This window comes from Saccharothrix deserti, from assembly GCF_009769385.1.
Classification (GTDB): Bacteria; Actinomycetota; Actinomycetes; order Mycobacteriales; family Pseudonocardiaceae; genus Actinosynnema; species Actinosynnema deserti.
This window is the reverse complement of the sequence record NZ_ML775959.1, coordinates 217,301-238,979: the sequence shown is the minus strand read 5'-3', so window position 1 is coordinate 238,979 and position 21,679 is coordinate 217,301. Positions and strand designations below refer to the sequence as shown.

Below are 21,679 nucleotides of genomic sequence, written 5' to 3'. Positions count from 1 at the left end.
GCGACGTTGCGCGCGGCCAGGCCGGCGCGGAAACCGGCGGTGGACCCGGACGTGAGCGTTTCTCGCGCTCCGGGCTCCCGCCGGATCCGGTCGTACTGGCCGCAATACCTGGCGATCTCACCCTTCTTCGTGATCTTCGCGGTGTTCGGGCTGTTCCCGGTGCTGTTCTCGCTGTACCTGGCGTTCCACCGGTGGGACGGCCTGGGCGAGATGCAGTTCGTCGGGCTCGACCAGTTCCGCTACGTGCTGGAGGACGGCACGTTCTGGCTGTCCATGCGGAACACGTTCATCATCTGGTTCATCTCGACGATCCCGATGCTGTCCATCGCGCTGGTGATCGCGGCGATGCTGAACTCGACCAAGCGGTTCAGCGCCTTCTACCGGGTCGCCTACTTCGTCCCCAACATCACCTCGCTGGTCGCGGTGGCGATCTTCTTCGGCGCGGTGTTCAGCACGAACTTCGGACTGATCAACGCGTTCCTGCAGGCGGTCGGCCTGCCGACGGGCAGGTGGCTCACCGACCCGCTCGGCATGAAGATCGCGGTCGCCACCGTGATGACCTGGCAGTGGACCGGCTACAACGCGATCATCTACCTCGCGGGCATGCAGACGATCCCGTCGGACGTGTACGAGGCGGCGAAGATCGACGGCGCGGGCCCGGTGCAGACCTTCTTCCGCATCACGATCCCCATGCTGCGACCGATCATCCTGTTCACGGTCATCGTCTCGACCGTGAGCGGGTTGCAGAGCTTCACCGAACCCCAGGTCCTGTTCGGCACCAACACGACGCTGAACCCCAACACCGGCGGCCCCGGTCAGGGCGCCCTGACCATGGTCCTCTACTTCTACCACCAGGCCTTCGACAACCGCGACTTCGGCTACGGCGCCGCGATCGCCTGGGTGGTCTTCGCGGTCATCGCGCTCTTCGCGGCCATCAACTGGCGCCTCGTCCAACGGCGTGAGAAATGAGAGGAGCGGCCGTGCTGCGTGCCAAGCCCACCGCGGGGGCCAAGCGGCCCAGGGGACTCCTGCGCCACGCGATCCTGCTCCTCGGCGTCGTCGTGTCGTTGTTCCCGTTCTACTGGATGATCGTGATGGCGACCAACACGACCAGCGCGATCTACCGGTACCCGCCGACGCTGACCATCGGCTCCGAACTGGCGACGAACATCGCACACGTCTTCGAGAAGATCCCGTTCTTCGCCGCGATGGGCAACACCATCGTGGTCGCGGTGTCGACCACGGTGCTGGTGCTCTTCTTCGACTCGCTGGCGGCCTTCACCTTCGCGAAGTTCGAGTTCCCCGGCCGGCGGGTGCTGTTCGGCGTGCTGATCGCGATGTTCATGCTGCCTGCACAGCTCTCGCTGATCCCGCAATTCCTCATCATGGTGAAATTCGGGTGGGCCGGGGAGTTGCAGGCGTTGATCGTGCCGGCGGCGGCCAACGCCTTCGGCATCTTCTGGATGCGCCAGTACATCACCGGTGCGGTGCCGGACGAACTGCTCGACGCCGCCCGCCTCGACGGGTGCGGCTTCTTCCGCCAGTACTGGCACGTCGCCCTGCCGGTGATCCGGCCGGGCCTGGCGTTCCTCGGCATCTACACGTTCATCATGGCCTGGAACGACTACGTCTGGCCGTTGATCGTGCTCGTCGACCCGGACCGGTTGACACTTCAGGTTGCACTGTCCCAACTCAACAGGTCCTACGGCCAGGACTACAGCATGATCATGGCAGGTGCCCTGCTCGCCGTGCTGCCACTCGTGATCATGTTCGCGTTGTTCGCCCGCGGTTTCATCGCCGACGCCGTCAAGGGCGCGGTGCGGGGCTGACGGGTCGACGAAGGGATGTCGTGGATGACCGCCTTACCGTATTACGTGGACTTCGCGCCCGGCGCCGGGCGCTGCCGGCCGCGTGCCGCGTTCGACTCGGACGCGGCGTCGCTGTCGTTGGTGGGGACCTGGCGGTTCCGCCTGCTGCCGCGCGCGGACGTCGCCGACGGCTTCGAGGCGGTCGACTTCGACGACACGTCGTGGGCGGAACTGCCGGTGCCGTCGTCCTGGCCCATGCACGGGCACGGCCTCCCGGCGTACACGAACGACAGGTTCCCCTTCCCCGTCGACCCGCCGCACGTGCCGACCGAGAACCCGACGGGTGACCACCGCCGCGAGTTCGACCTGCCCGCCGACTGGCCGGCCGGACCCGCGTCGTTGCGCTTCGAAGGGGTGGACTCCTGCTTCAAGGTCTGGTTGAACGGCCGGCCGCTCGGCCACGGCAAGGGCAGCCGGCTGCCGACCGAGTTCGAGGTCGGCGACCGGCTGCGGCCCGGCCGCAACGTGCTGGTCGTGCGCGTGCACCAGTGGTCGTCCGGGAGCTACCTGGAAGACCAGGACATGTGGTGGCTGCCGGGGATCTTCCGGGAGGTCAGCCTGATCGCCCGACCGGTGGACGGCGTGCGGGACTTCTTCGTGCACGCCGACTACGACCACACCACCGGCCGGGGCGCGCTCCGCGTCGAGACGAGTGCCGAAGACGCGCGGATCTCGGTTCCCGAGCTCGCGATCGACGGTCCGGCGACACAGGAGCACACCGCGGACGTCGAGCCGTGGACCGCGGAATCACCCCGCCTGTACGACGGCGAGCTGATCACCCCCGGTGAACGCGTGCCGTTGCGCATCGGTTTCCGCACCGTGTCGATCGTGGACGGTCAGGTGCGGGTGAACGGCCGGCCGATCCTGCTGCGCGGCGTGAACCGGCACGAGTTCCACCCGGATCTCGGCCGGGTCGTGCCGGTCGAGGACATGCGGCGCGACCTGGAGCTGATGAAGCGGCACAACGTCAACGCGGTGCGCACCAGCCACTACCCGCCGCACCCCGCCTTCCTCGACCTGTGCGACGAGCTGGGCCTGTGGGTGGTCGACGAGTGCGACCTGGAGACGCACGGGTTCGGCGAGGTGGACTGGCGGGCCAACCCCAGTGACGACCTCCAGTGGAGGGGCGCCTTCCTGGACCGGATGCGGCGGATGGTGGAACGGGACAAGAACCACCCGAGCATCATCATGTGGTCGCTGGGCAACGAGAGCCACACCGGCGAGAACCTGGCCGCGATGGCCGACTGGGCACGTGAGCGGGACCCGGGCCGGCCCATCCACTACGAAGGCGACCAGGCGTGCCGGTACGTCGACGTGTTCAGCCGGATGTACGCCTCGCACGCCGAGGTGGAGGCGATCGGGATGCGCGCCGAGCCGACGCACCCGGACGCGGAGGACGACCCGGACCTGGACGCCAGGCGGCGTTCGATGCCGTTCATCCTGTGCGAGTACGGGCACGCGATGGGCAACGGGCCGGGTGGCCTGGCCGAGTACCAGGAGTTGTTCGAGACCTACCCGCGGTGCCAGGGCGGCTTCATCTGGGAATGGCTGGACCACGGCATCCGGCAGCGGACCGCGGACGGGCGGGAGTTCTTCGCCTACGGCGGTGATTTCGGTGAGGAACTGCACGACGGCAACTTCGTCATCGACGGTCTGGTGTTCCCCGACCGGGTGCCGTCGCCCGGCCTGACCGAGTTCGGCAAGGTGATCGAGCCCGTCCGGATCGTGCCGGCGGCGGACGCGGTGACGATCGGCAACCGGTACGACTTCGTCGACACCTCGCACCTGGCGTTCTCCTGGCTGCTCCAGCACGACGGCGTCACCGTCGCGTCGGGACGGCTGGACGTGCCCCCGGTCCCGGCCGGTGAGACCGTCCAGGTCGCGCTGCCCGGATCGATCCGGCCCACACCGCCGGACACCGGTGAGCTGTGGCTGACGGTGAGCGCCGTGCTCGCCGCCGACCAGCCCTGGGCGCCGGCCGGGCACGAAGTCGCCTGGGGACAGGTGCTGGTGGCGCGGGCGGGCCCGCCGGTGCTGGTGCCCGCCCCGGTCGAGGTCACCCACTCGGTCGACCTCGTCACGCTCGGTCCGGGCACGTTCGACGCGGACGGCCGGCTGACCGCGTTGGGCGGGCTCGCCGTCGTCGGCCCCCGCCTGGACGTGTGGCGTGCGCCGACGGACAACGACCTCCGCGGCGCGGGCTTCGACGGCACCCGCTCGTTGGGTGACGTCTGGCGTGACATCGGTCTGCACCGGGTGACGCACCGCATCGACGACGTGAGCGTCGAGGGAACCGATCTGGTGGTGCGCACCAGGGTCGCGCCCGCGGCCACCGACCTCGGCATCGCCACGACGTACCGGTGGGCCGCGGAGGGTGACGGGTTGCGGCTGACCGTGGAGGTGGAACCCGAGGGCAACTGGCCCTGTCCGCTGCCGCGGTTGGGACTGCGGATGGCGGTGCCCCCCGAGTTGGACCGCGTCACGTGGTTCGGGCTCGGCCCCGGCGAGGCGTACGCCGACACCAGACTGGCGGCGAGGGTAGGCAGGTTCCACCGCGGCGTCGACGAGCTGCAGACGCCTTACGTCTTCCCGCAGGAGAACGGCAACCGCACCGAAGTGCGCTGGGCGACCCTCCTGGACGCCGCCGGCGCCGGACTGCGGTTCACCGGTCGACCCACGGTCGAGTTCACCGCCCGCCGGTGGACCAGCGAGGCCCTCGACGCGGCGACGCACACCACGGATCTGGTGCCGGACGACCTGGTCCACGTCAACCTCGACCACGCCCAGCAGGGCATCGGCAGCGCCGCCTGTGGTCCCGGAGTGCTCCCCCGGTACCGGCTCGACGCCGAGCCCGTCACGTTCACCGTGACGCTCCACCCGGTTTCGCCGGACGAGCCGTCAACGGTGTGACGGCGTTGCCCGGCCCTGACATGGCCGATCGTCGGTGCCGCCGCCCTCGCGTGGCGACACCGACGATCAGCGGGTTCGGCTACCAGCCCAGGTAGACGTTCTTCAGCCAGTCGGGGACCTCCAGCTTGAAACCGTCCTGGAGGACCTTCTCCGCGGTCGTCAGCGCGCCCTCGACCCAACCCTGGACGCCCGAGTACGCCTCACCCGCGATGTAGACGTTGGCCCGCGGCAACGGGTGCCGCACGGCCGGCATCACCTCCTGCGGGTTGACCTGCGGTTCCCAGAAGTTCCAGCCGCCGCCGAACGGGTCGAGGCTCCAGTCGGCGTAGGCGCCGAACAGCGGCTGCGGCACCTGCTCGACGGTGATCCCGTGCAGCCGCGCGAGCTGCCGCCGGGCGTGGTCGATCATCGCCTCCGGGGCCTCGTGCAGCACCGGCGGCGGGTCGAACGGCGGGACCTCCGCCGAGTCGAGGCCGAGCCCGGTGAAGGTGGCGAACACCTCGGCCATCTTGGCGGCCACCCCCTCGTCGTTCCTGGCCACCTCGCGGTCGGTCTGTTCGAGGCCGCGCCAGAAGTCGACCGCGGTCGAGTCGTCGTAGGAGGCCATCACCAGGCCGTACTCCGGGCACGCCCCGTGCTCGCACGCGTCGGGCCGCAGGTAGTAGGTCTGCCGGATCGGCATGTCGGTGACCGAGCGGCCGTGCTCGATCCGCTCGCCGTTCCAGCCGTACTGCTCCCACCAGCGCTGTTCGTGCAGCAGGAACAGCTTGAACGCCGGGTAGGGGCGCACCGACGACACCAGGTCGCGCAGCCGGAGGTCGGTGTGCAGGTCGAAGCTCTCGCTGGGGTCGAGCAGTTCCAGCGAACGCCGGGGCAGGCAGAGCACCACGTTCGTGGCGTGCACGTCGCCGGCCGGGCCGCACCTGAGCAGCACCGAGCCGTCCGACTGCGCCTCGATGCCCCGCACGGTGGTGTCCGTGCGGATGGCGCGGTCGCCTCCCAGGCCGCGGACCCCGTCCGCGAGCGTGCGCGGGATCTGGTCGAAGCCCCTGGCCAGCGTCTCGTACGCCGGGTCGGTGGTGAAGTCGAGCGACAGGGCCTGGAACGCCTCGGCCGCGTTCCAGTTCAGCGACGTCGTGTAGTACCCGAAGGCGTCCACGATGTACTGGTAAGCCTCGGGGGACAGCTTGTCGTACAGCAGGTTCCAGTAGCCGACCGTCCACAGCGGACGGCCCCGGTAGGCGAGCTTCGGCTTCAGCTCGTCCCAGCCCTTGCGGGTCGTGGGCACCTCGAACACGCCGTTGTCCTTCAGCACCGCGTCGATGACGTCGTTCACCAGGTCGGCGGGCGATTTGCCCCGTTCGTCGTCCTCCAGCGCGTACCGGCTCCCCGCGGCTTCGGTGTCGCCCGCGGCGCAGCGGTTGCCTCGCAGGCTCCAGATCAGGCCCGGACCGTTGGTGTAGAACGGGATCCGCTGGTCCGCCAGGCCGATCCGGTCGATCAGCGCGGTGACCATTTCCTGCTGCGGGAAGAACCGCATACCGCCCAGTTCGGCGCGCAGGCCGCCGTCCTCGCCCGCCGGGTTCCAGGTCAGCAGGCGTCCGCCGACCCGGTCGGAGGCTTCGAGCACGACCACCGTCCGGTTGGCGTCGTCGTCCAGCAGCCGCCACGCGGTGTACAGGCCGGAGACCCCTCCCCCGACGATCGCGTAGTCCACTGATTCGGTCATGGTGCGTCTCCTCGCTACGGGATCAGGGGTTGCGGGATCAGGGCACGACGACGACTTCGTCGAACCAGGTCCGGGCTTCGGGCGACGGCACGTCGGCGGTGGTCGCCACCTCGATCACGTACGACCGGCGGTTGCCGCGCACGTGTTCGAGCCCGCGGGTGAGCGCGGCTTCGAGTTCGGCGGCGACGGTGACGTGCTCGCCCGTGATCCCGTACCCGGCGGCCAGCTGCACGAAGTCGAGGTCCGGTGGCGGCGGGAGCCGGAGGTAGCCCGCCGGTCCGGTCGGGTACCAGCCGTACGAGCGCTCGACCTCCTCGAGGCCGATGATCAGCGTCTTGTACGCCTGGTTGTTCAGCACCACGAACAGGATCGCGAGGTCCAGCTTGTCCGCGGTCCACCAGCACTGCGGGTAGAACAGGGCGGACCCGTCGCCGACGACGTTGACGACCGTGCGGTCGCCGTCCGCGAGCGCGGTGCCGAGCGCGGCGGGCATCGAGTAGCCGAGCGATCCGCCCTGGCCGACGAAGTAGCTGGTCGGCGTGTCGAACCGGAGGTGCTTCTGGAACGCCCCGGAGTCCGACACGGCCTCGTTGACGAGGGTGAGGTTGGGTGCGAGGCCCTTGTCCTGCACCTCGCGCAGCGCCACGGCGACCGCTTCGCCGGGTATCCGGCCGTCCGTGCTCAGGGACGCGGCCTTGGCGACGACGGCGGCGCGGCGCTCCCGGTCCCGCTTCCGGGTGGCGTCGTCCGAGGCGCGCGAGCCGTCCGGAGCCGGCGGATCCGGCATGAGGGCGGTGATCCGCGGCAGGGTCGCCTTGATGTCGCCGAGGATCGCGGCCTCGCCGTAGAAGTTCTTGCCCAGCTGCCACGGGTCGTTGTGCAGGTAGACCAGCGGCACGTCCGGCGGGATGAGCTGGCCGCGCGCCCAGTTGAACACCACGAGTTGCGCCTGGGCGTTGAACCCGCACAGGAACGCCACACCGGCGCCCTCGAACACCTGCCGCATCTTCTCCTGGAACGCGGGCAGCTCGCCCCGCCAGCGGCTGTCGGCGGTGTCGTAGTTCATGAAGCTGCTCAACGGCTCGCTGTAGATGCGCGGGTTGACGAGCTTGTCCGCCAACGCGGACACCTCGGCCCACGCGTCGGCCGCGCCCACCCCGTCGCCGACGACGATGACCGGATCGGGCGCGCCGGAGAGGATCCGGGCGGCCCTCTCCACCTCGGTCGGGTCGCCGATGAAACCGGGCGCGATGCGCGTGACCCGGCCCTGCCCCTCGTCGCGGGCGGGTTGGACGGTGAACTCCCACGGGATCGACAGGAACACCGGCCCCTGCGGCGGCGCGAGGGCGACCTTGAGCGCACGTTGCATCGCCGGGCCGATCTCGTCGGGGCCGCGCACCTCGTAGGACCACTTGGTGTGCTGCTCGGCGGTGCGGACCAGGTCGGACGCCAGCAGCGGCTCCTGGAACAGCAGGTCGCTGTGCTGCTGGCCGCACAGCACCACCACCGGGATGTGCGACTTGGCCGCGTTGTAGAGGTTGCCGATGGCGTGCCCGACACCGGGGGTGACGTGCAGCTCGACCACGCCCGGCCGGCCGGTGAGCCGGGCGTACCCCATCGCCGCGCCGAGCGCGATGTTCTCGTGCAGGCACGGCACGTACGAGATCAGGTTGGACTTCACGTCGGTGCCGTCGATGATCGGCACCTCGTTCGTCCCGGGCACGCCGAACAGCTGGTCCACACCCGCGTTGCGCAGGTACTCGAAGATGACGTCACGGCCGAGTCCGGCCGCCACCACCGTCTCCACGTCTCGTTGTTCGGGTGATTTCGTGGTCGTCACGAAGTCTTCTCCCCTGTTCGCGGTGTTCGGTCAGGATTCGGCCGCGCCCAGCACGGTGCGCGGCGCGGTGGTGGACGGCGTGAAGAAGTAGCCGCCGCCGGTGGGTGTCACGAAGTCGTTCGGCACGGACAGCGGCACGGTGGTGCCGTCCGCCCGCACGACGGCCGCCGAGCGGGCCCGGTGTTCGCGCTGGTCCGCGATGTGGTCGAAGTCGGTCATGTGCCCGGGCGGGTCGAACCGCCTGCCGTCGGTCATGTCGCATCCCCGGTGATCGGAAAAGGGGGCGTTGGCGAGCAGAAGAAGGTGTGCGGCGCGCGGGTGGATCGCGATCGAAATCGCGCGGATGCCCCTTCACCCGCACCATTCGCGGTCGACGCCCCGCACTCTCATCGTGGCCACCCCGGACCGGGGTGACAAGGATGCGCGCGATTGACCACCGAATAGTGGTGACAGCCCGAACACAATCCCGAAAACCGTTACGCCGTGCAGCGCTTCTCCCCCTGCGCAGCCCTCTCCTCTCACCTGCCGGGGTGACGCGCACCCCCGTGCGACCGGTTTCATTCGCTCGCGTCGACGGCAGGTGCGGGCAGGCGCGGCGGAGAGGTTGATCGGGTTGCGGGGCAAGGCGACCGTGGTGCCGTCGGGTCGGGGCAGGTGCACCACCGGATCGAGGCCGAGGTCGGTCGCCAGGCGGAACGCGCCCGCGATGTCGTTGACGACACCGGCGGGCGCGCGCTACAGGTCTTGACCGCGATCCTGACCACCGAAACCTGAGCCAACTCCGACGAATCCCGGTGTGCACCGAAACGACCGTGACCGATCTGGCCCGATGTCCGGTCGGCCGGTCGGCCGGTCAGGAGGGCCGATCGGTGACGGGCACCGTCGTTTTCAGGGGTGTGCCGAACCAGCCGGAGAGCGCTTCTCGCAGCGCGTCCACGGCGGTGTCGGCGGGTTCGTCGATGGTTGCGGCCCAGGCGATGTGGGCGTCCGGGCGGATCAGGAGGGCGTCGGCTGGTCGGTGATCGGTTTTCGCGGTGTGGATGTCGACGCGGTGCCGCCAGTCCCGGGCGATCTCGCGGAGGTCCGGGCGGTCGGCTAGGTCGAGGAGGATGGGCCGTGCGGTGTGCATGAGTTCCGCGACGCTGGTCGTGCCCTGGTCGGTGTGCAGGGTGAGGTCGGGTGCGAAGGTGCCGGTCAAGGCGTGTCCGTTGGGGTTGGGCATCGGGTAGCGGATGTCGGTGCCGGCGACAAGGGCTCCCATGCGGCGCAACGGCTGCTCGTCGACGAGCAGTTCCAGGAAGATTTCCCGAAGCGCTTCGGCGGCTGGGTCGTCTCCGCGCCGCAGTGCCACCTGAGCCTGGGTGTGGAGCAGTGTCCGTGCGCCGGCGAAGTGGCGTTCGTGGTGGTACGTGTCCAGCAGGCCGGCCGGCGCCCAGCCGTGGATGTCGGCGGCCAGCTTCCAGGCGAGGTTGACCGTGTCGAGCATGCCGGCGTTGAGGCCCACGCCCGTGGCGGGGAACAGGTGAGCCGCATCGCCGGCCAGCAGGATCCGCCCGTCGCGATATCTTTCGGCCTGCCGAGCCTGGAACTGGTAGCGCGACAGCCGAATCGGTTCTCCCAGGGGTAGGTCCGCGCCGAGCACGCGGCGGATGCTGTCCTGGAGCTCGGTCAGGGTCAGCGGCGCGTCGTTGTCGGTTTCGGTGGGCTCGTCTTCGGTGGTCTGGACGAGCACAACCTCGGGGGTGAGCCACCCGAGCCCGAAGACACCGCGGTCTGTCCGGGTGAAGAGACCCGCGCGGATCCTGCCCAGCCCGGGGACGTCGAGGTCGCCGTTGTCGAGCCGGGTCACCGAATCGGGCAAGGTGACCTGGCCGAGCCGGTTGACCTCTGGATAGGTGGTGCCGGGGAACGGGATGCCCGCCCTGTCGCGGACCCTGCTGTGCGCGCCGTCGCAGCCCACCAGGTATCGGGCGGTCACCCGGTAGGGCCCGTCCGGGCCGCGCACGTCCGCGGTCACCGTGGCGTCGTCCTGGCCGACCCCGACCATCTCCTGCCCGCGGCGGATGTCGGCGCCGAGTTCGCGGGCGTGTTCGCCGAGCAGGCGTTCGAGTCGCGGTTGCGGAAGCGCCAGCCCCCGCAGCGGGGGATCCGCCAGCTGCGAGAAGTCCATGTGCACGCTGCCGAACGGGTATCGGGGAGCAGGGTGGGTGGGGCCGGTACTGGCTGCTTCGAACCGGTCCAGCAGGCCTCGGTAGCGCAGCAGTTCCAGGATCTGCCCGCCGAGACCGTTGGCCTTCGGGGTTTCTTGGTGCTGCGGCTGCCGCTCCAGTACCAGCGGTCGCACTCCGGCCAGGCGCAGTTCGCCGGCCAGCATCAGGCCGGTCGGGCCCGCGCCCACGATGATCACGTCGGCGTCCGTCACCGGCTCCTCCCCGCGCGGTCTTTGGTCGTATCTCCGCGCGACCCGGTCGTCGACAACAACACACGCACTTTCGCTATTCCATTTCCGCAGGTTCTGGCCACGGACGAGGATTCTGCGGCACGACCCGGGTCTTGCGGCAAGCCCCCCGGTGCGCTATAAGTTGAGAGTGGGAAGGAATAGGTACTTCCTTCTTTCATCGTTCGGCGCACAAAAACAGGCCTTCGAAGTGCCCGTTTCCGAACCGAGGTGAGTGGAAGGTTCCGCCGACCGGTTGGCCGACCACCGGGCGACCTCGACGTCCCCCATCGCGACGCGGCGGCGGTCGAGGGACGAGATCCGGGCACGAAATGACGTGGCACGGGAACGGGACCTCTTCCTACGATGTGCCGATGCCCAAGACGCCCACCGGCCCGTTGTGCACGCGGGAGTCGATCGCCACCGAACTCGGCCGGGCGGGTCTGCGCCCCGGTGAGACGGTTCTCGTGCACTCCTCGCTGAGTTCCCTCGGCTGGGTCTGCGGCGGGGCCGAGGCCGTCGTCCTCGCCCTGCTCGACGCCCTCGGCGACGACGGGACGTTGGTGGTGCCCACGCACTCCGGCGACAACTCCGACCCGGCCCGGTGGCAGTACCCGCCGGTGCCCGAGGCGTGGTGGGACGACATCCGCGCGTCGATGCCGCCGTACGACCCGCGCATCACACGTACGCGTGGCGTCGGTGTGATACCCGAGGTGGTGCGGAACTGGCCCGGGGCGGTCCGCAGTGCCCACCCGCAGACGTCGTTCGCGGCGATCGGGCCGCGCGCCGCCGAGGTCGTGGCCGGTCACGACCTCGACTGCCAACTCGGTGAGCGCAGTCCGCTCGCCCGGCTGGAAGAGCTGGGGGCGCGGGTTCTCCTGCTGGGCGCGGGCTTCGGGTCCTGCACCGCGTTCCACCTGGCCGAGTACCGGATCCAGGCGCCGGAGGTCGACAACTCCTTCGCGATCACGACCCCGCGGGGCCGTCGCTGGACCACGGTCCGCGACATCTCTCCCGACGACGACGGCTTCGAGGAGCTGGGCGCGGCTTTCTCCGAGGCACGCCCGGTGCGGCACGGCAGGGTGGGCGCGGCGGTGACCCGACTGTTCTCGCTGGCCGACGCCGTCGCGTACGCCGAGGTCTGGCTGGCGGCCCGCCGGCGGCACGTCGACCCGGCCTGACACGACCCGTCCCGGGTGCCGATGCCCCAACGGCCGCTCCACGCGTCCCGGCACGGCCTCGGCCATCTCGCCTTGCCGTCCGGGAAGCGGTGGTCGCCAAGCGCAAGGGCTGAGCCGATGTCCTGCGCCGGACACCGTCACCGGAGCTACTGGTCCGGCAGCAGGCCGGGCCGTCCACCGACGTGCTCGGCCGGCGCCTCGTTGCGGCGCAGTTTCGCCCGCACCCGAGCCGCGTCGGGATTTCCCAGGTCGTCGAGGACCGCAACCGCCCGCGTCCACGCCTGGTGCGCCTCGCGGAGGTCGTTCGCCGCCTGGTGGGTGTCGCCCAGGCGGTCCAGGGTGGCCGCTTCCTCGTACCGCTCGCCGACCGCGCGGTACAGCGGGAGGGCGGACCGGTAGTGGTGCACGGCTTCGTCGAGGTTCCCCAGGTGGTGGTGGATGAGGCCGAGGCTGTCCAGGGTGGCGGCCTCTCCGAACACGTCGCCCAACTCGCGGACCAGCGCCAGAGCCCGCTCGCAGTGCCCGAGCGCGAGGCGGGGTTCGCCCAGGAGGGTGTGCAGCCAGCCCACCGAGTTCGACGCCACCGCGTAGTCGAGGCTCACGCCCAACGGCTCCAGTTCGTCCAGGGCCCGCGTCAGGTGGCGCAACGCCTCGCGGTTGCGGCCCGTGGACTCGTCCAGCGCGGCGAGGTTGCGGTGGATCGCCGCCCGGCCCCGCCGGTCCTCCACCAGGGGCAGCGCCCGCCGGAGGTGGAACCCGGCGCGATCCAGGTCGAGGGTGATCAGGGACGCGCGATCGGCCGAGGTCACGTCGGTCTGGTCGGGGAGCCCCAGCCCGGCGGTCGACGCGTCCCGCGTGGCCTCCAGCCAGTACCCGCGCGCCCGGCAGAACACCGTGATCGACTGGGGGATCTGCCAGGCGTGGCCGAGGAACCCGAGATCGGCCGCGTGCCCGATCATCGCGAACAGCGCCGACCGTTCGAGGGCGAACCAGGCCAGCGCCTTCGCGCGGTCCCCCAACGCGGTCACCACGACATCGGGCACGGGCTCGCCGAGCGGCAGGTCGCGCTGCGGGTAGATCACGCGGTGGCCGGCCCGCGCGGTGTGCAGGTAGTGGTCGAGCAGGCGCTGGACGGCCAGGCGCACCTCGTCCTGGTCCATCTCCGCCGCCACGTCGCGGGCGTACGCGTGGAGCAGGTCGTGGAACGAGAACCGCCCCGACGCGTGCTCCACGAGCAGGTGCGCCCGGCTCAGCTCACCGAGGACCGAGCGGGCCACGCCGACCGGCACGGCCGCCGTGCTCGCCGCCGCGTGCACCGACACCTCGGGACCGGGATGCGCCCCGAGCAGGCCGAACATCCGCGCGGCGGCGGGGCTGAGCCGGTCGTAGGACCAGGAGAAGACCGCCCGGACACTGGTGGACGGCTCACCGGTGTCCAACGCTTCCAGGCGCGTCCGCTCGTCGGCCAGCTCACCGGCGAACACCCGCAGCGGGAAGCCCGGGTGCACGGCGGCACGCGCGCCCACCACCGACAACGCCAACGGCAACCCGGCGCAGTGCGCGATCAGCTCCTCGACGGCCTCCGGTTCGGCGGCGACCCGCTCCGCGCCGAGCCGCCGGCGCAGCAGTTCCTCGGCCTCGGCGTCGTCGAGCACCCCGAGGGTCAGCGGCCTCGCGCCCTCCTGGGCGACCAGACCCGTGAGCGCGTCACGGCTGGTGACCACGGCCAGGCACCCCGGCTTGCCGGGCAGCAGCGGGCGCACCTGGTCGCTGTCGCGCGCGTTGTCCAGCAGCACCAACACCTTGCGGTCCGCCAGCACGCTGCGGTACAGCCCGACCCGCGCTTCCGCCGTCGACGGGACCCGCTCCGGCGCGACGCCCAGCGCGTCGAGGAACCCGCGGATCGCCTCGTCCGGCTCCACCGGCGCCCCGGTCGGGCCGAACCCGCGCAGGTCGACGTAGAGCTGGCCGTCCGGGAACCGCGCGGCCACCTGGTGCGCCCAGCGCACCGCCAACGCGGTCTTGCCCATGCCGGCGGCGCCGCCGATGGCGGAGATGACGACCGCGCCCTCGTCGATCCCCTCCTCCAAGCGGCGCAGCTCGTCCGCGCGCCCGACGAACAGGGGCATGTGGCCGGGGATCTGCCGCGGCACCGGCACGGGCACCGGCGTCGCCGAGTCCAGGTTGCCGGCGAGGATCCGCTGGTGCAGCTCCTGGAGCCGCGGACCGGGATCCACGCCCAGCTCCTCGGCCAGCAGCCCGCTCACCGACCGGTAGGCCGCGAGCGCCTCCGCCTGCTGGTCCGACCGGTACAGCGCGAGCACGAGCTGACCCCAGAACCGCTCCCGCAACGGGTGCCGGCGGGTCAGCGAGCGCAGTTGGGCGACCAGTTCCGGCGCGCGCCCGGCGGCCAGGTCGGCGTCGATCCGCTGCTCGACCACGGTCAGGCGCTCCTCCAGCAGCGGCGCGACCTCCTCGCGGTGCAGGACGTCGGAACGGACGTCCGACAGCGGCTCGCCGCGCCACAGTTCGAGCGCCTCCGCGAACCGCCGTTCCCCCGCCAACGCCCGGAACCGGTGCAGGTCCAGGGCGTCCGGGCGCACGTCGGCGACGTACCCGCCGGGTGCGGTGCGGACGACGTTCGCCTCGTCCAGCGACTGCCGCAGCCTGGTGACGGCCATGTGCAACGTCGCCTTCAGCCTGGCCGGGTCGCCCTGCGGCTCGTCCCACAGGCGTTCCACGAGCTCGTCCACCGGGACGACCTGGTTGGCCCGCAACAGCAGCGCGGCCAGCAGGACGCGCGCCTTGCCCGCGGGCAGCGGCACTCGGCGGCCGTCGTGGCTGACTTCCAGGGGGCCGAGCACCCGGAACTCAGTCGCCATGCCCCTCCTCGATCCAGGCATGGGAGTCTACGGCGGGCAGCCCGCGGGACCTCCACGGGTTTCCGCGCGACGAGTCCCCGCCGGGCGGACCAGTGCCAATCCGCACGATTGCGGCTTCACGGAGGTGAGCTGGGCCGACGCAGTCCGATTCGCCGGTGCGTGCCAGTCGGATCACCGGATCGGGTTACGCGATGATGCGCACCGCGTCGGCGACGACGTATCCGTCGGCGGCGTCCGACAGTTCGACCGTGCCTCCGCCACCACCGGAGAACCCGAACTCACCGAGCCGCACCCATCGCCCACCGCCGGACCGCTGATCCACCTCGACCGTCGTCTGGCCTTCGGCGTGACGGATCACGAAGGAGGCGTTGGACGCCTGGCCCGCCGCCACCCGGTACCAGACCGAGCCCCGCCGCACCCCACACCGCCCAAGACGTCATCGCCCGCGCCGTCGAACTCGCCGACGCGTTCCGCGCCGACAACCTGTCGGTCGTGCTGGTCCGGTTCACCACCGCCGCCGACGGATCGGACGCCACGCCCGGCCGCACCGACATGTCCCGCCGGTCCGGCTCCGGCGCCCCGCCCGAGGGCTGGGACGTCATCGTCGACCTGGCGGGTACCCCGAGGACACCGAACTGCTGGCCAAGACCCGGAACTGACGATCGCCACCGGAGCCACCGCGAGACCGGTCGAGCCCCGTCGAGCCCCGTCGAGCACGTGGCGTGTGCGAGCCGCTACCGTTTCGTCGGCGGACTGTGACGCCGGCCGTAAATCGCGCATCGACCCGTCGTCTCGGTTGCGGTATCGGCCAAACGGCCGCACGATGGGCGGGATGGTTGTGGTGACTGACGGCGAACGCGTGGCGCGGTGAAGCGCACGCGAAAGTTCCGCATGTCGATACGGCTACTCTCCGTAGCAGCAGGCGCGGTGCTCGCCGCGTGCGCGCACACCGTGAGCCTGGATGGCACCGCCCAGCCCACGGCCGCGCCCGCACCGCACGCTTCCGGCCCCCAGTCGTCCGGCACGCAGTCATCCGACTCGCAGTCGTCCGGATCGGATTCGTCGGGATCGCAGGCGTCCGGATCGGGGACCACGCCGACCACCCAGACCACGCGGACGGACCCCTGTGCGGGCACGATCGCCGCGCTGTCGCCCCGGGCGAGGCTCGCCCAACTGGTCATGGTCGGGGTCGACCCGCGCAGTGCCGACGAGGCGCTGGGGATCGTGCGGAATGAGCAGGCAGGCGGCATCTTCATCGGCGGTGACGACGTCGGCCTGCTGTCCGGCGGGGCGTTGGAGCCGGTGCGCGCCGCCGCGACCGTGCCGCTGTCCGTCGCGATCGACGACGAGGGCGGGCGGGTCCAGCGGCTGGAAGCACTGGACGGCAACTTGCCCAGCGCTCGGGCCATGGCCCGAGCCATGTCACCCGACCAGGTGCGGGAGGTCGCCCGGCAGCGCGGCGAGGCGATGCGGGCCAGGGGCGTGACGACCGACCTCGCGCCGGTGGTCGACACCAGCGGCGGTGCGGACCGCACGGTGATCGGCGACCGGTCGTTCAGCCCCGACCCGAAGGTGGCCGCCGACTACGCGACCGCGTTCGCGCAAGGACTGCACGACGCGGGTGTGACACCGGTGATCAAGCACTTCCCCGGCCACGGCAACACCACCGGCGACTCGCACTTGGGCGCCGTGCGGTCACCGGGGTTGGACGAGTTGCGCGGCCACGATCTCGTGCCCTACCAGAACATCGCGCGGTACGGCGAGGCAGTGGTGATGCTGGGCCACATCGACGTTCCGGGGCTGACCGGGGGGCAGCCGGCGAGCCTCAGCCCGGCGGCGTACTCGCTGTTGCGCGGCGAGTACGCGTTCGACGGCCCGGCGATGACGGACGACCTGGGCGCGATGCGCGCGGTGACCGACCGGTTCGACCTGCCGGACGCCGTGGTGGGCGCACTGGCGGCCGGGGCGGACATCGCACTGTGGTCGTCGGGCGGCCGGGTGACCGAAGTGCTCGACCGCCTGGAACGCGCGGTGTCGAGCGGTGAACTCCCCGCCGCACGCGCCGACCAAGCCCTGCGCCGGGTGCTCGCCGCCAAGGACGTCTGCTGACCCTCCCGACACCTTGTCCACAGTGGACGGACCGGCCACCCGCGGCACGGTCACCGGGCCTCGGTCAGGTCGCGCAGTGCCCGGGTGAACACCTCCCGGATGTCCGGGTCGTCGGTGGCGGCGCTCATGCGGGCCAGCAACGGGACCGCCTCGACGTGGTTCCACGCCACGAGGCCGTCCACGAGGGTCCGCACGAGGTCGGGGTCCGTCTCGTCGGGCAAGCGGGCCAGGAAGTACGGGGCCGCGTCCGGGGTGTCGTAGCTGTACAGGAACCCGATCGCGGTGCTCCGCAGCGCCGGGTCGGCGGAGGCGACGTACCGGCGGGCGGCCGGGGCGGACGACCCGGCGCCCAGCGACGCCAACGCCTCCAGCACGGTGACCAGATCCGGCCGGTCGGGGTCGTGCAGGGCCAGGTCCAGGGGCTCGACCGCGTCGATGCTGCCGAACACGTCGTCGAGCATGTTCGCGTAGTTCTCCTTGAGGACCGTGTGCGGGCTGCCGATGGCGTCCCGCAGCAACGCCTTCAAAGCCCCGGGGTCGTCGTCGCGGGAGCCCGCGGCGGACAGGACGACGGCCAGTTCGCCCTCGTCGGACGTGGGCAGCGTGTCGATCAGGCGACGGGCGTGCGCCAGCAGCGCTTGGCCGCAGTGCGCCGGCAGGCGGCGCAGGTCGTCCTCCACCGCGAGCCACGGGCGACCGCGCGGGCGTTCGCGTGACTGCCGGTCCGCCAGCGCCGCGGTGATCAGCGCCGCGCAGTCAGGTTCCACTTCCGCTCCCGCCTCCGGCCCCGCCGAGCAGCCCCTGGACCAGGCCCGAGGTCACCTGGCCGGCGACGCCACCGGTCACCAGGACCCGCACGATCCTGGCATTGAGCTGGTGGACCAGCGCGTCGGGATCGTCCGCGCGGACCGACAGCACGAGGTAGTTCTCCGCCTCCTCGTTCGCCTGGCCGCGCACTCGCTCGATCTTGTACACCAGCGCGTTGCGCTGCCCTTTCTCGTGGATCGGCAGCTCCTTGGGCAGGTGCGCGGGCTTGTCGTGGAAGACGAAGACGTCCCGCAGCCTGCCCCGGACCGTCTTCTGGACGATCTGCCCCTGGCCGCGCAGGCTGAGCTGATCGGCGGTGACCTTGGCGATCATCGCGTTCGGACCGTGCATCAGGTCCGCCATCGCGCCCTCTTCCAGCTGGAACTCGACCAGCACCGCGTAGTCGTACTTGGCGGGGTCGGGCTGGGTCTTGTCCTTCTGGATGTGGTGGGTGGCGTAGACGGCCCGGTCGGACAGTCCGGGTTCGCCGGTGGCGCGTCCCTTGGAGACCTTGACGCTGAACCCGCGCCCGGCGGCGATGTTCTTCAGCTCCGCCAAGCTCATCGAGCGCCAGAACGACTGCACCGCCTTGCGGCTGCGTTCCGGTGAGTCGGGCGGCACGACTTCGGTCTTCTCGGCGTGCTCCTCGAACGACGGGTTGACCGCGCCGACGATCCGCGCGCGGTTGCGCCCCTGGTCCTCGACACGCAGTTCCCGCAGGCGGTGGCGGATCTTGAGGAACGCGAGCAATGCGCGCAGGCGCAGCCCGGAGATGCCGCGTTGCAGGGCGTTGTGCACCGCGGTGCGAGCGGCGTCCAGGCGGCGCTGCTTGTCGGCGGCGTCGCGACGGCGGCGTTCCTCCGGGCTGATGCCGCGGCGGCGGTCGCGTCCGGCTTGGAAGCGGTCGCGCAGGCCGCGGACGCGGTTGCCGATGCGTTGCCCCAGGCGGCGGACGGCGCCGCCGACGCGGGTCGCCACGCGGCGCAGGGCGGCGCCGATGCGTTGGGCGATGGCGCGGATCCGGTTGCCGATCCGGCTCGCGCCGCGGGCGATGCGGGCCAGCAGCCAGTTCGAGACGAAGTCGACGACCGTGACGGCCGCCGCCGCAACGGCGGTCGCGAACGCCTGGCCGCCGTTGCCGCTCTTGACCGCGCGCAGGAAGGCGATGAACCGGTCGATGGCCGCCAGGACCCGGCTCACCGCGCCCCACGCCGCCCGGAGACCCTGGATGATCGCGAGGACCGCGCCCGCCGCCGGGATGATCATCGACGCGAGCTTCTCGATCAGGATCGCGATCAGCGCGGCCGGGATGGCCTGCTTGATGCCCTCCCACGCCATCTGCCCGATGCGCGCCAACGAGATCCCGCCGCGCGTCAGCAGATTCCACACCGTGCGACCCAGGCCGAGGACCTGCTCGACCTTGTCGTTGAACCACTGCTGGACCGCGGCCTTCAGCGCCACCCACAGGTGGTTGCGGATGCCGTCCATGACGGCCGCGCCGAGGTTGCGCAGCCACGCGCCGGGGTTCGCCGCGACGTCGCGTGCGATCGCCATGAACGCGCCCAGCGCCTGCAGCGCCGACCTGGCCGCGTTGATCGCGCCGCGCACGGTCGCCGCGACACCGTCCACGGCCGCCTTCAACCCGGCTTCCAGTCCGGACAGCAGCGCGGACAGCCCGCGTCCCAGCAGCCCCAGGGCCGCCCGCACGCCCGACTTGAGGCCCTCGGCCAGCCGGTTCACCGCCGCCTCGGCCTGCCGCACGCGCGCCTGGACGGCGTTGCGGAACCGGTCGCGCAGCGCCGGGAACCCGGCCAGCAGCCGGTCGCCGATCGCGGTCAGAGCGCTACCCGCCAGGCGGATCGCGGCGACGGCCACCTGGCGGGCGCGTTCGATCACGGCCGTGGCGAGTTGCTGCGCCTTCTCGACCGCCGCGCGCACGGCCTGGCGCGCCTTCTCGAACGCCGCCGTGATGCCCTGCTTGACCCGGTCGAACAGGGCCTGCGCCCGTGACGCGATCCAGCCGAAGAACCCGCCGCCACCGCTCTCCTGCCGCGCCTCGCCCCGGTGCCGGGCGGCCTCCTGCTCGCCCTCGCGCCGCGCCTCGGCCGCCTCCTGTTGGCCCTGCTGGTGGTGGGCGGCGGCTTCGGTGTCCGCGCGCTGCCGCTCGTTCTCGATGGTCTCGCCTGCCGTGCCGACGACGTTCTGCGCCTCGGCGTGCGCGCCGGTGACCATGGTGTGCTGCTCGGACCGCCACTGCGCCCGTTGCGCGGCGACTTCGGCGCGGACGCCGGACCGTTCGGCTTGCTCGGCTTCGGCGTGCTCGCGTTCCAGCCCGGCGATCTGGTCGGCCGACTGCCGGCGTTGCGCGGTCTCCTGCTCGGCGTGCCGCCGCCGTTCGCCGGCCATGGCGCTGGAAGCCGATGCCGCGGCGGCGCGCAGTTGTGGTCCCTGCTGCTCTTCGGCGACCGCCGACACGGCTTCGTCGACGCCCTCCGCCTCGGCCGGTGCGGGTGCGGGTTCGGCGGTCGGTGCGGTGGGCACGTCGGCGCTCATCGTCTCGACGGGCGTGGTGGGGTGGACGGCGTCCTCGCCGAGCGGCTCGGCGGCGTCCCGTCCGCCTTCGGCCTGCGCTTGGGCGGTGCCCTGGGCGAGCCGTGCCTGCTGCGCGGCGACCTGGCCGGGGTCGGCTTCGCCGGTCAGCGGCACGTGCGGCGCGGGTGCGGTGGGGACCACGGTGCCGGGGTCGCGGGCCGGCAGCCGGTCCAGGGACGTGGACAGGTCGCGTGCGGCTGCTTCGTTCAGGCCGTCCTGGGGTGTGACGGGCAGTGCCGGTGCGGGCACGCGGCCGGTCGCGGGTGGGCCGGCGGCGGGGACGGGTTTCGGTGCGGGCAGGGGGTGTGCGGACTTCTCGGGCACCCGGTCGACCTTGGCCGTGTGGGTGGCCGCGCCGGGCACGAGGGCGGACGCCGGCGTGGCGACGGTCGTCGTGGCGGCCAGTGGTGTGTGCTGGGGCGGTGCGGCGGCCAGCTTGCCCTGCTCTCGTGCGACCGCACCACTGGCAGCCGCCTCGACGGTGGCGACGGTGGCGAGCATCTGGCCGGGCCGCAACGAACCGAGCTGCGCCATGGCCTGTTCGGGCGGTGCGGCGGCGACGTTCGGTGGCGGCGGTGGCGGCTGTTCCTCGATCACGCCGCCCCCGCCACCCCCACCGCCTGCTTCCGGCTCAGGACCGGCGTCCGCGCCGATCGAGTCCACCTCCGCCTGGGCGGTGGCGGCGACATCGGCCTGGGCGGCGTCCGCCTGGTCGCCGGACGCGGTCTGAACGACCGGACCGCCGGCCGCATCCCCATCCGGGACCCTCTGAACAACCGGATCGGCAGCCGCCTCACCCGGCACGGTCTGGATGACCGGACCGGCGGGCGGGTCGTCGGACACCGGCTGCACGGCTGGGCCGGCGGGCTGGTCGAGGGTGGCCAGTTCCTCGTCGCCCAGTCCGGGGGCCGGCGGTTCGGCGGGGGCGTCGGCGGGGCCGCCGCCGTTGTCGAGTGTGGGCGCGGCCGTGGCGGGTTCGGGGACCGGCGGGTCGGAGGCGGGCTGGGGTTCGGTGATGTCGGTGGTCGCGGTGGTGGTGACCGTGCTCTGCGTGCCGCGCGGCTTCGGCAGTGCGACGGGGCGGGGTCCGGACTGGCGGCGGACCAGTCCGGTCACCGCGGCGTTGCCCGCACCGCGTTGCAGGCGCAGCAGAACGGCCGGGTTGCCACCCGGCTCCACCCGCCTGCGCTTCGCCTCGACCGGGGCGTCCGCGGCGGACTCGGGCTCCCTGGCGTGCGTCATCCCGCGACGCCGGACGCCCGCCGGTCACGTGCGCGCATACCGGCCTCCCCCACGTCGAGTAGTCCGACGTAGAGCCTGCCCC

At 71.7% G+C, this 21,679-nt stretch carries 14 protein-coding genes; 6 read left to right on the top strand and 8 right to left on the bottom strand.

What is annotated here, in order from left to right:
• Window positions 1-51 precede the first annotated feature (51 nt).
• Genes FM051_RS00890 through FM051_RS00880 form a run of 3 tightly spaced genes read left to right on the top strand, consistent with a single transcriptional unit; the run spans window position 52 to window position 4,778 of the window.
• On the top strand, window positions 52-969 hold the full coding sequence (locus FM051_RS00890) for a carbohydrate ABC transporter permease (protein WP_202918610.1): 918 nt from the start codon (window positions 52-54) through the stop codon (window positions 967-969).
• Between the two features lie 11 nt (window positions 970-980).
• A complete protein-coding gene (locus FM051_RS00885) occupies window positions 981-1,829 on the top strand; it encodes a carbohydrate ABC transporter permease (protein WP_202918609.1) in 849 nt (282 codons plus the stop codon).
• A 24-nt stretch (window positions 1,830-1,853) separates the two neighbouring features.
• Window positions 1,854-4,778, top strand: a complete 2,925-nt coding sequence (locus FM051_RS00880) for a glycoside hydrolase family 2 TIM barrel-domain containing protein (RefSeq protein ID WP_158839581.1) — start codon at window positions 1,854-1,856, stop codon at window positions 4,776-4,778.
• 79 nt (window positions 4,779-4,857) lie between these two features.
• Here the strand turns inward: FM051_RS00880 and FM051_RS00875 are convergent, their stop codons facing one another.
• The 4 genes from FM051_RS00875 to FM051_RS00860 form a co-directional block, all read right to left on the bottom strand.
• A complete protein-coding gene (locus FM051_RS00875) occupies window positions 4,858-6,507 on the bottom strand; it encodes a flavin monoamine oxidase family protein (protein WP_158839579.1) in 1,650 nt (549 codons plus the stop codon).
• 37 nt (window positions 6,508-6,544) lie between these two features.
• Window positions 6,545-8,347 (bottom strand): thiamine pyrophosphate-binding protein, encoded by a 1,803-nt coding sequence (locus tag FM051_RS00870; protein WP_158839577.1) that lies wholly within the window; start codon window positions 8,345-8,347, stop codon window positions 6,545-6,547.
• A 30-nt stretch (window positions 8,348-8,377) separates the two neighbouring features.
• Window positions 8,378-8,602, bottom strand: a complete 225-nt coding sequence (locus tag FM051_RS00865; protein WP_158839575.1) for a hypothetical protein — start codon at window positions 8,600-8,602, stop codon at window positions 8,378-8,380.
• A gap of 598 nt (window positions 8,603-9,200) precedes the next feature.
• The gene (locus FM051_RS00860) at window positions 9,201-10,769 is read right to left on the bottom strand and encodes an FAD-dependent monooxygenase (RefSeq protein ID WP_158839573.1); all 1,569 of its coding nucleotides are present in this window, start codon (window positions 10,767-10,769) and stop codon (window positions 9,201-9,203) included.
• 389 nt (window positions 10,770-11,158) lie between these two features.
• Between FM051_RS00860 and FM051_RS00855 the strand changes: the two genes are divergently transcribed.
• Window positions 11,159-11,965 carry an AAC(3) family N-acetyltransferase gene (locus tag FM051_RS00855; protein WP_158839571.1) on the top strand — a complete coding sequence of 269 codons (807 nt, stop codon included), beginning with the start codon at window positions 11,159-11,161 and terminating at the stop codon, window positions 11,963-11,965.
• 146 nt (window positions 11,966-12,111) lie between these two features.
• On the opposite strand, the gene FM051_RS00850 is transcribed toward FM051_RS00855, so the two are convergent.
• The gene (locus FM051_RS00850; protein WP_158839569.1) at window positions 12,112-14,847 is read right to left on the bottom strand and encodes an AfsR/SARP family transcriptional regulator; all 2,736 of its coding nucleotides are present in this window, start codon (window positions 14,845-14,847) and stop codon (window positions 12,112-12,114) included.
• A 184-nt stretch (window positions 14,848-15,031) separates the two neighbouring features.
• Window positions 15,032-15,265, bottom strand: coding sequence for a golvesin C-terminal-like domain-containing protein (locus FM051_RS00845; protein ID WP_158839568.1), 234 nt, complete (start codon window positions 15,263-15,265; stop codon window positions 15,032-15,034).
• Window positions 15,266-15,339: 74 nt separating this feature from the next.
• On the opposite strand from FM051_RS00845, the gene FM051_RS00840 reads away from it, so the two are divergent.
• Together FM051_RS00840 and FM051_RS00835 are read left to right on the top strand one after the other, a co-directional pair.
• The gene (locus tag FM051_RS00840) at window positions 15,340-15,606 is read left to right on the top strand and encodes a hypothetical protein (protein ID WP_158839566.1); all 267 of its coding nucleotides are present in this window, start codon (window positions 15,340-15,342) and stop codon (window positions 15,604-15,606) included.
• Between the two features lie 132 nt (window positions 15,607-15,738).
• Window positions 15,739-16,956, top strand: coding sequence for a glycoside hydrolase family 3 N-terminal domain-containing protein (locus FM051_RS00835; protein WP_158839564.1), 1,218 nt, complete (start codon window positions 15,739-15,741; stop codon window positions 16,954-16,956).
• Window positions 16,957-17,006: 50 nt separating this feature from the next.
• On the opposite strand, the gene FM051_RS00830 is transcribed toward FM051_RS00835, so the two are convergent.
• Both FM051_RS00830 and FM051_RS00825 read right to left on the bottom strand, forming a co-directional pair.
• A complete protein-coding gene (locus FM051_RS00830; protein ID WP_158839562.1) occupies window positions 17,007-17,723 on the bottom strand; it encodes a HEAT repeat domain-containing protein in 717 nt (238 codons plus the stop codon).
• Window positions 17,713-21,597, bottom strand: coding sequence for a hypothetical protein (locus tag FM051_RS00825; protein ID WP_158839560.1), 3,885 nt, complete (start codon window positions 21,595-21,597; stop codon window positions 17,713-17,715). The genes FM051_RS00830 and FM051_RS00825 overlap by 11 nt, the downstream gene beginning before the upstream one ends.
• Window positions 21,598-21,679: the final 82 nt, after the last annotated feature.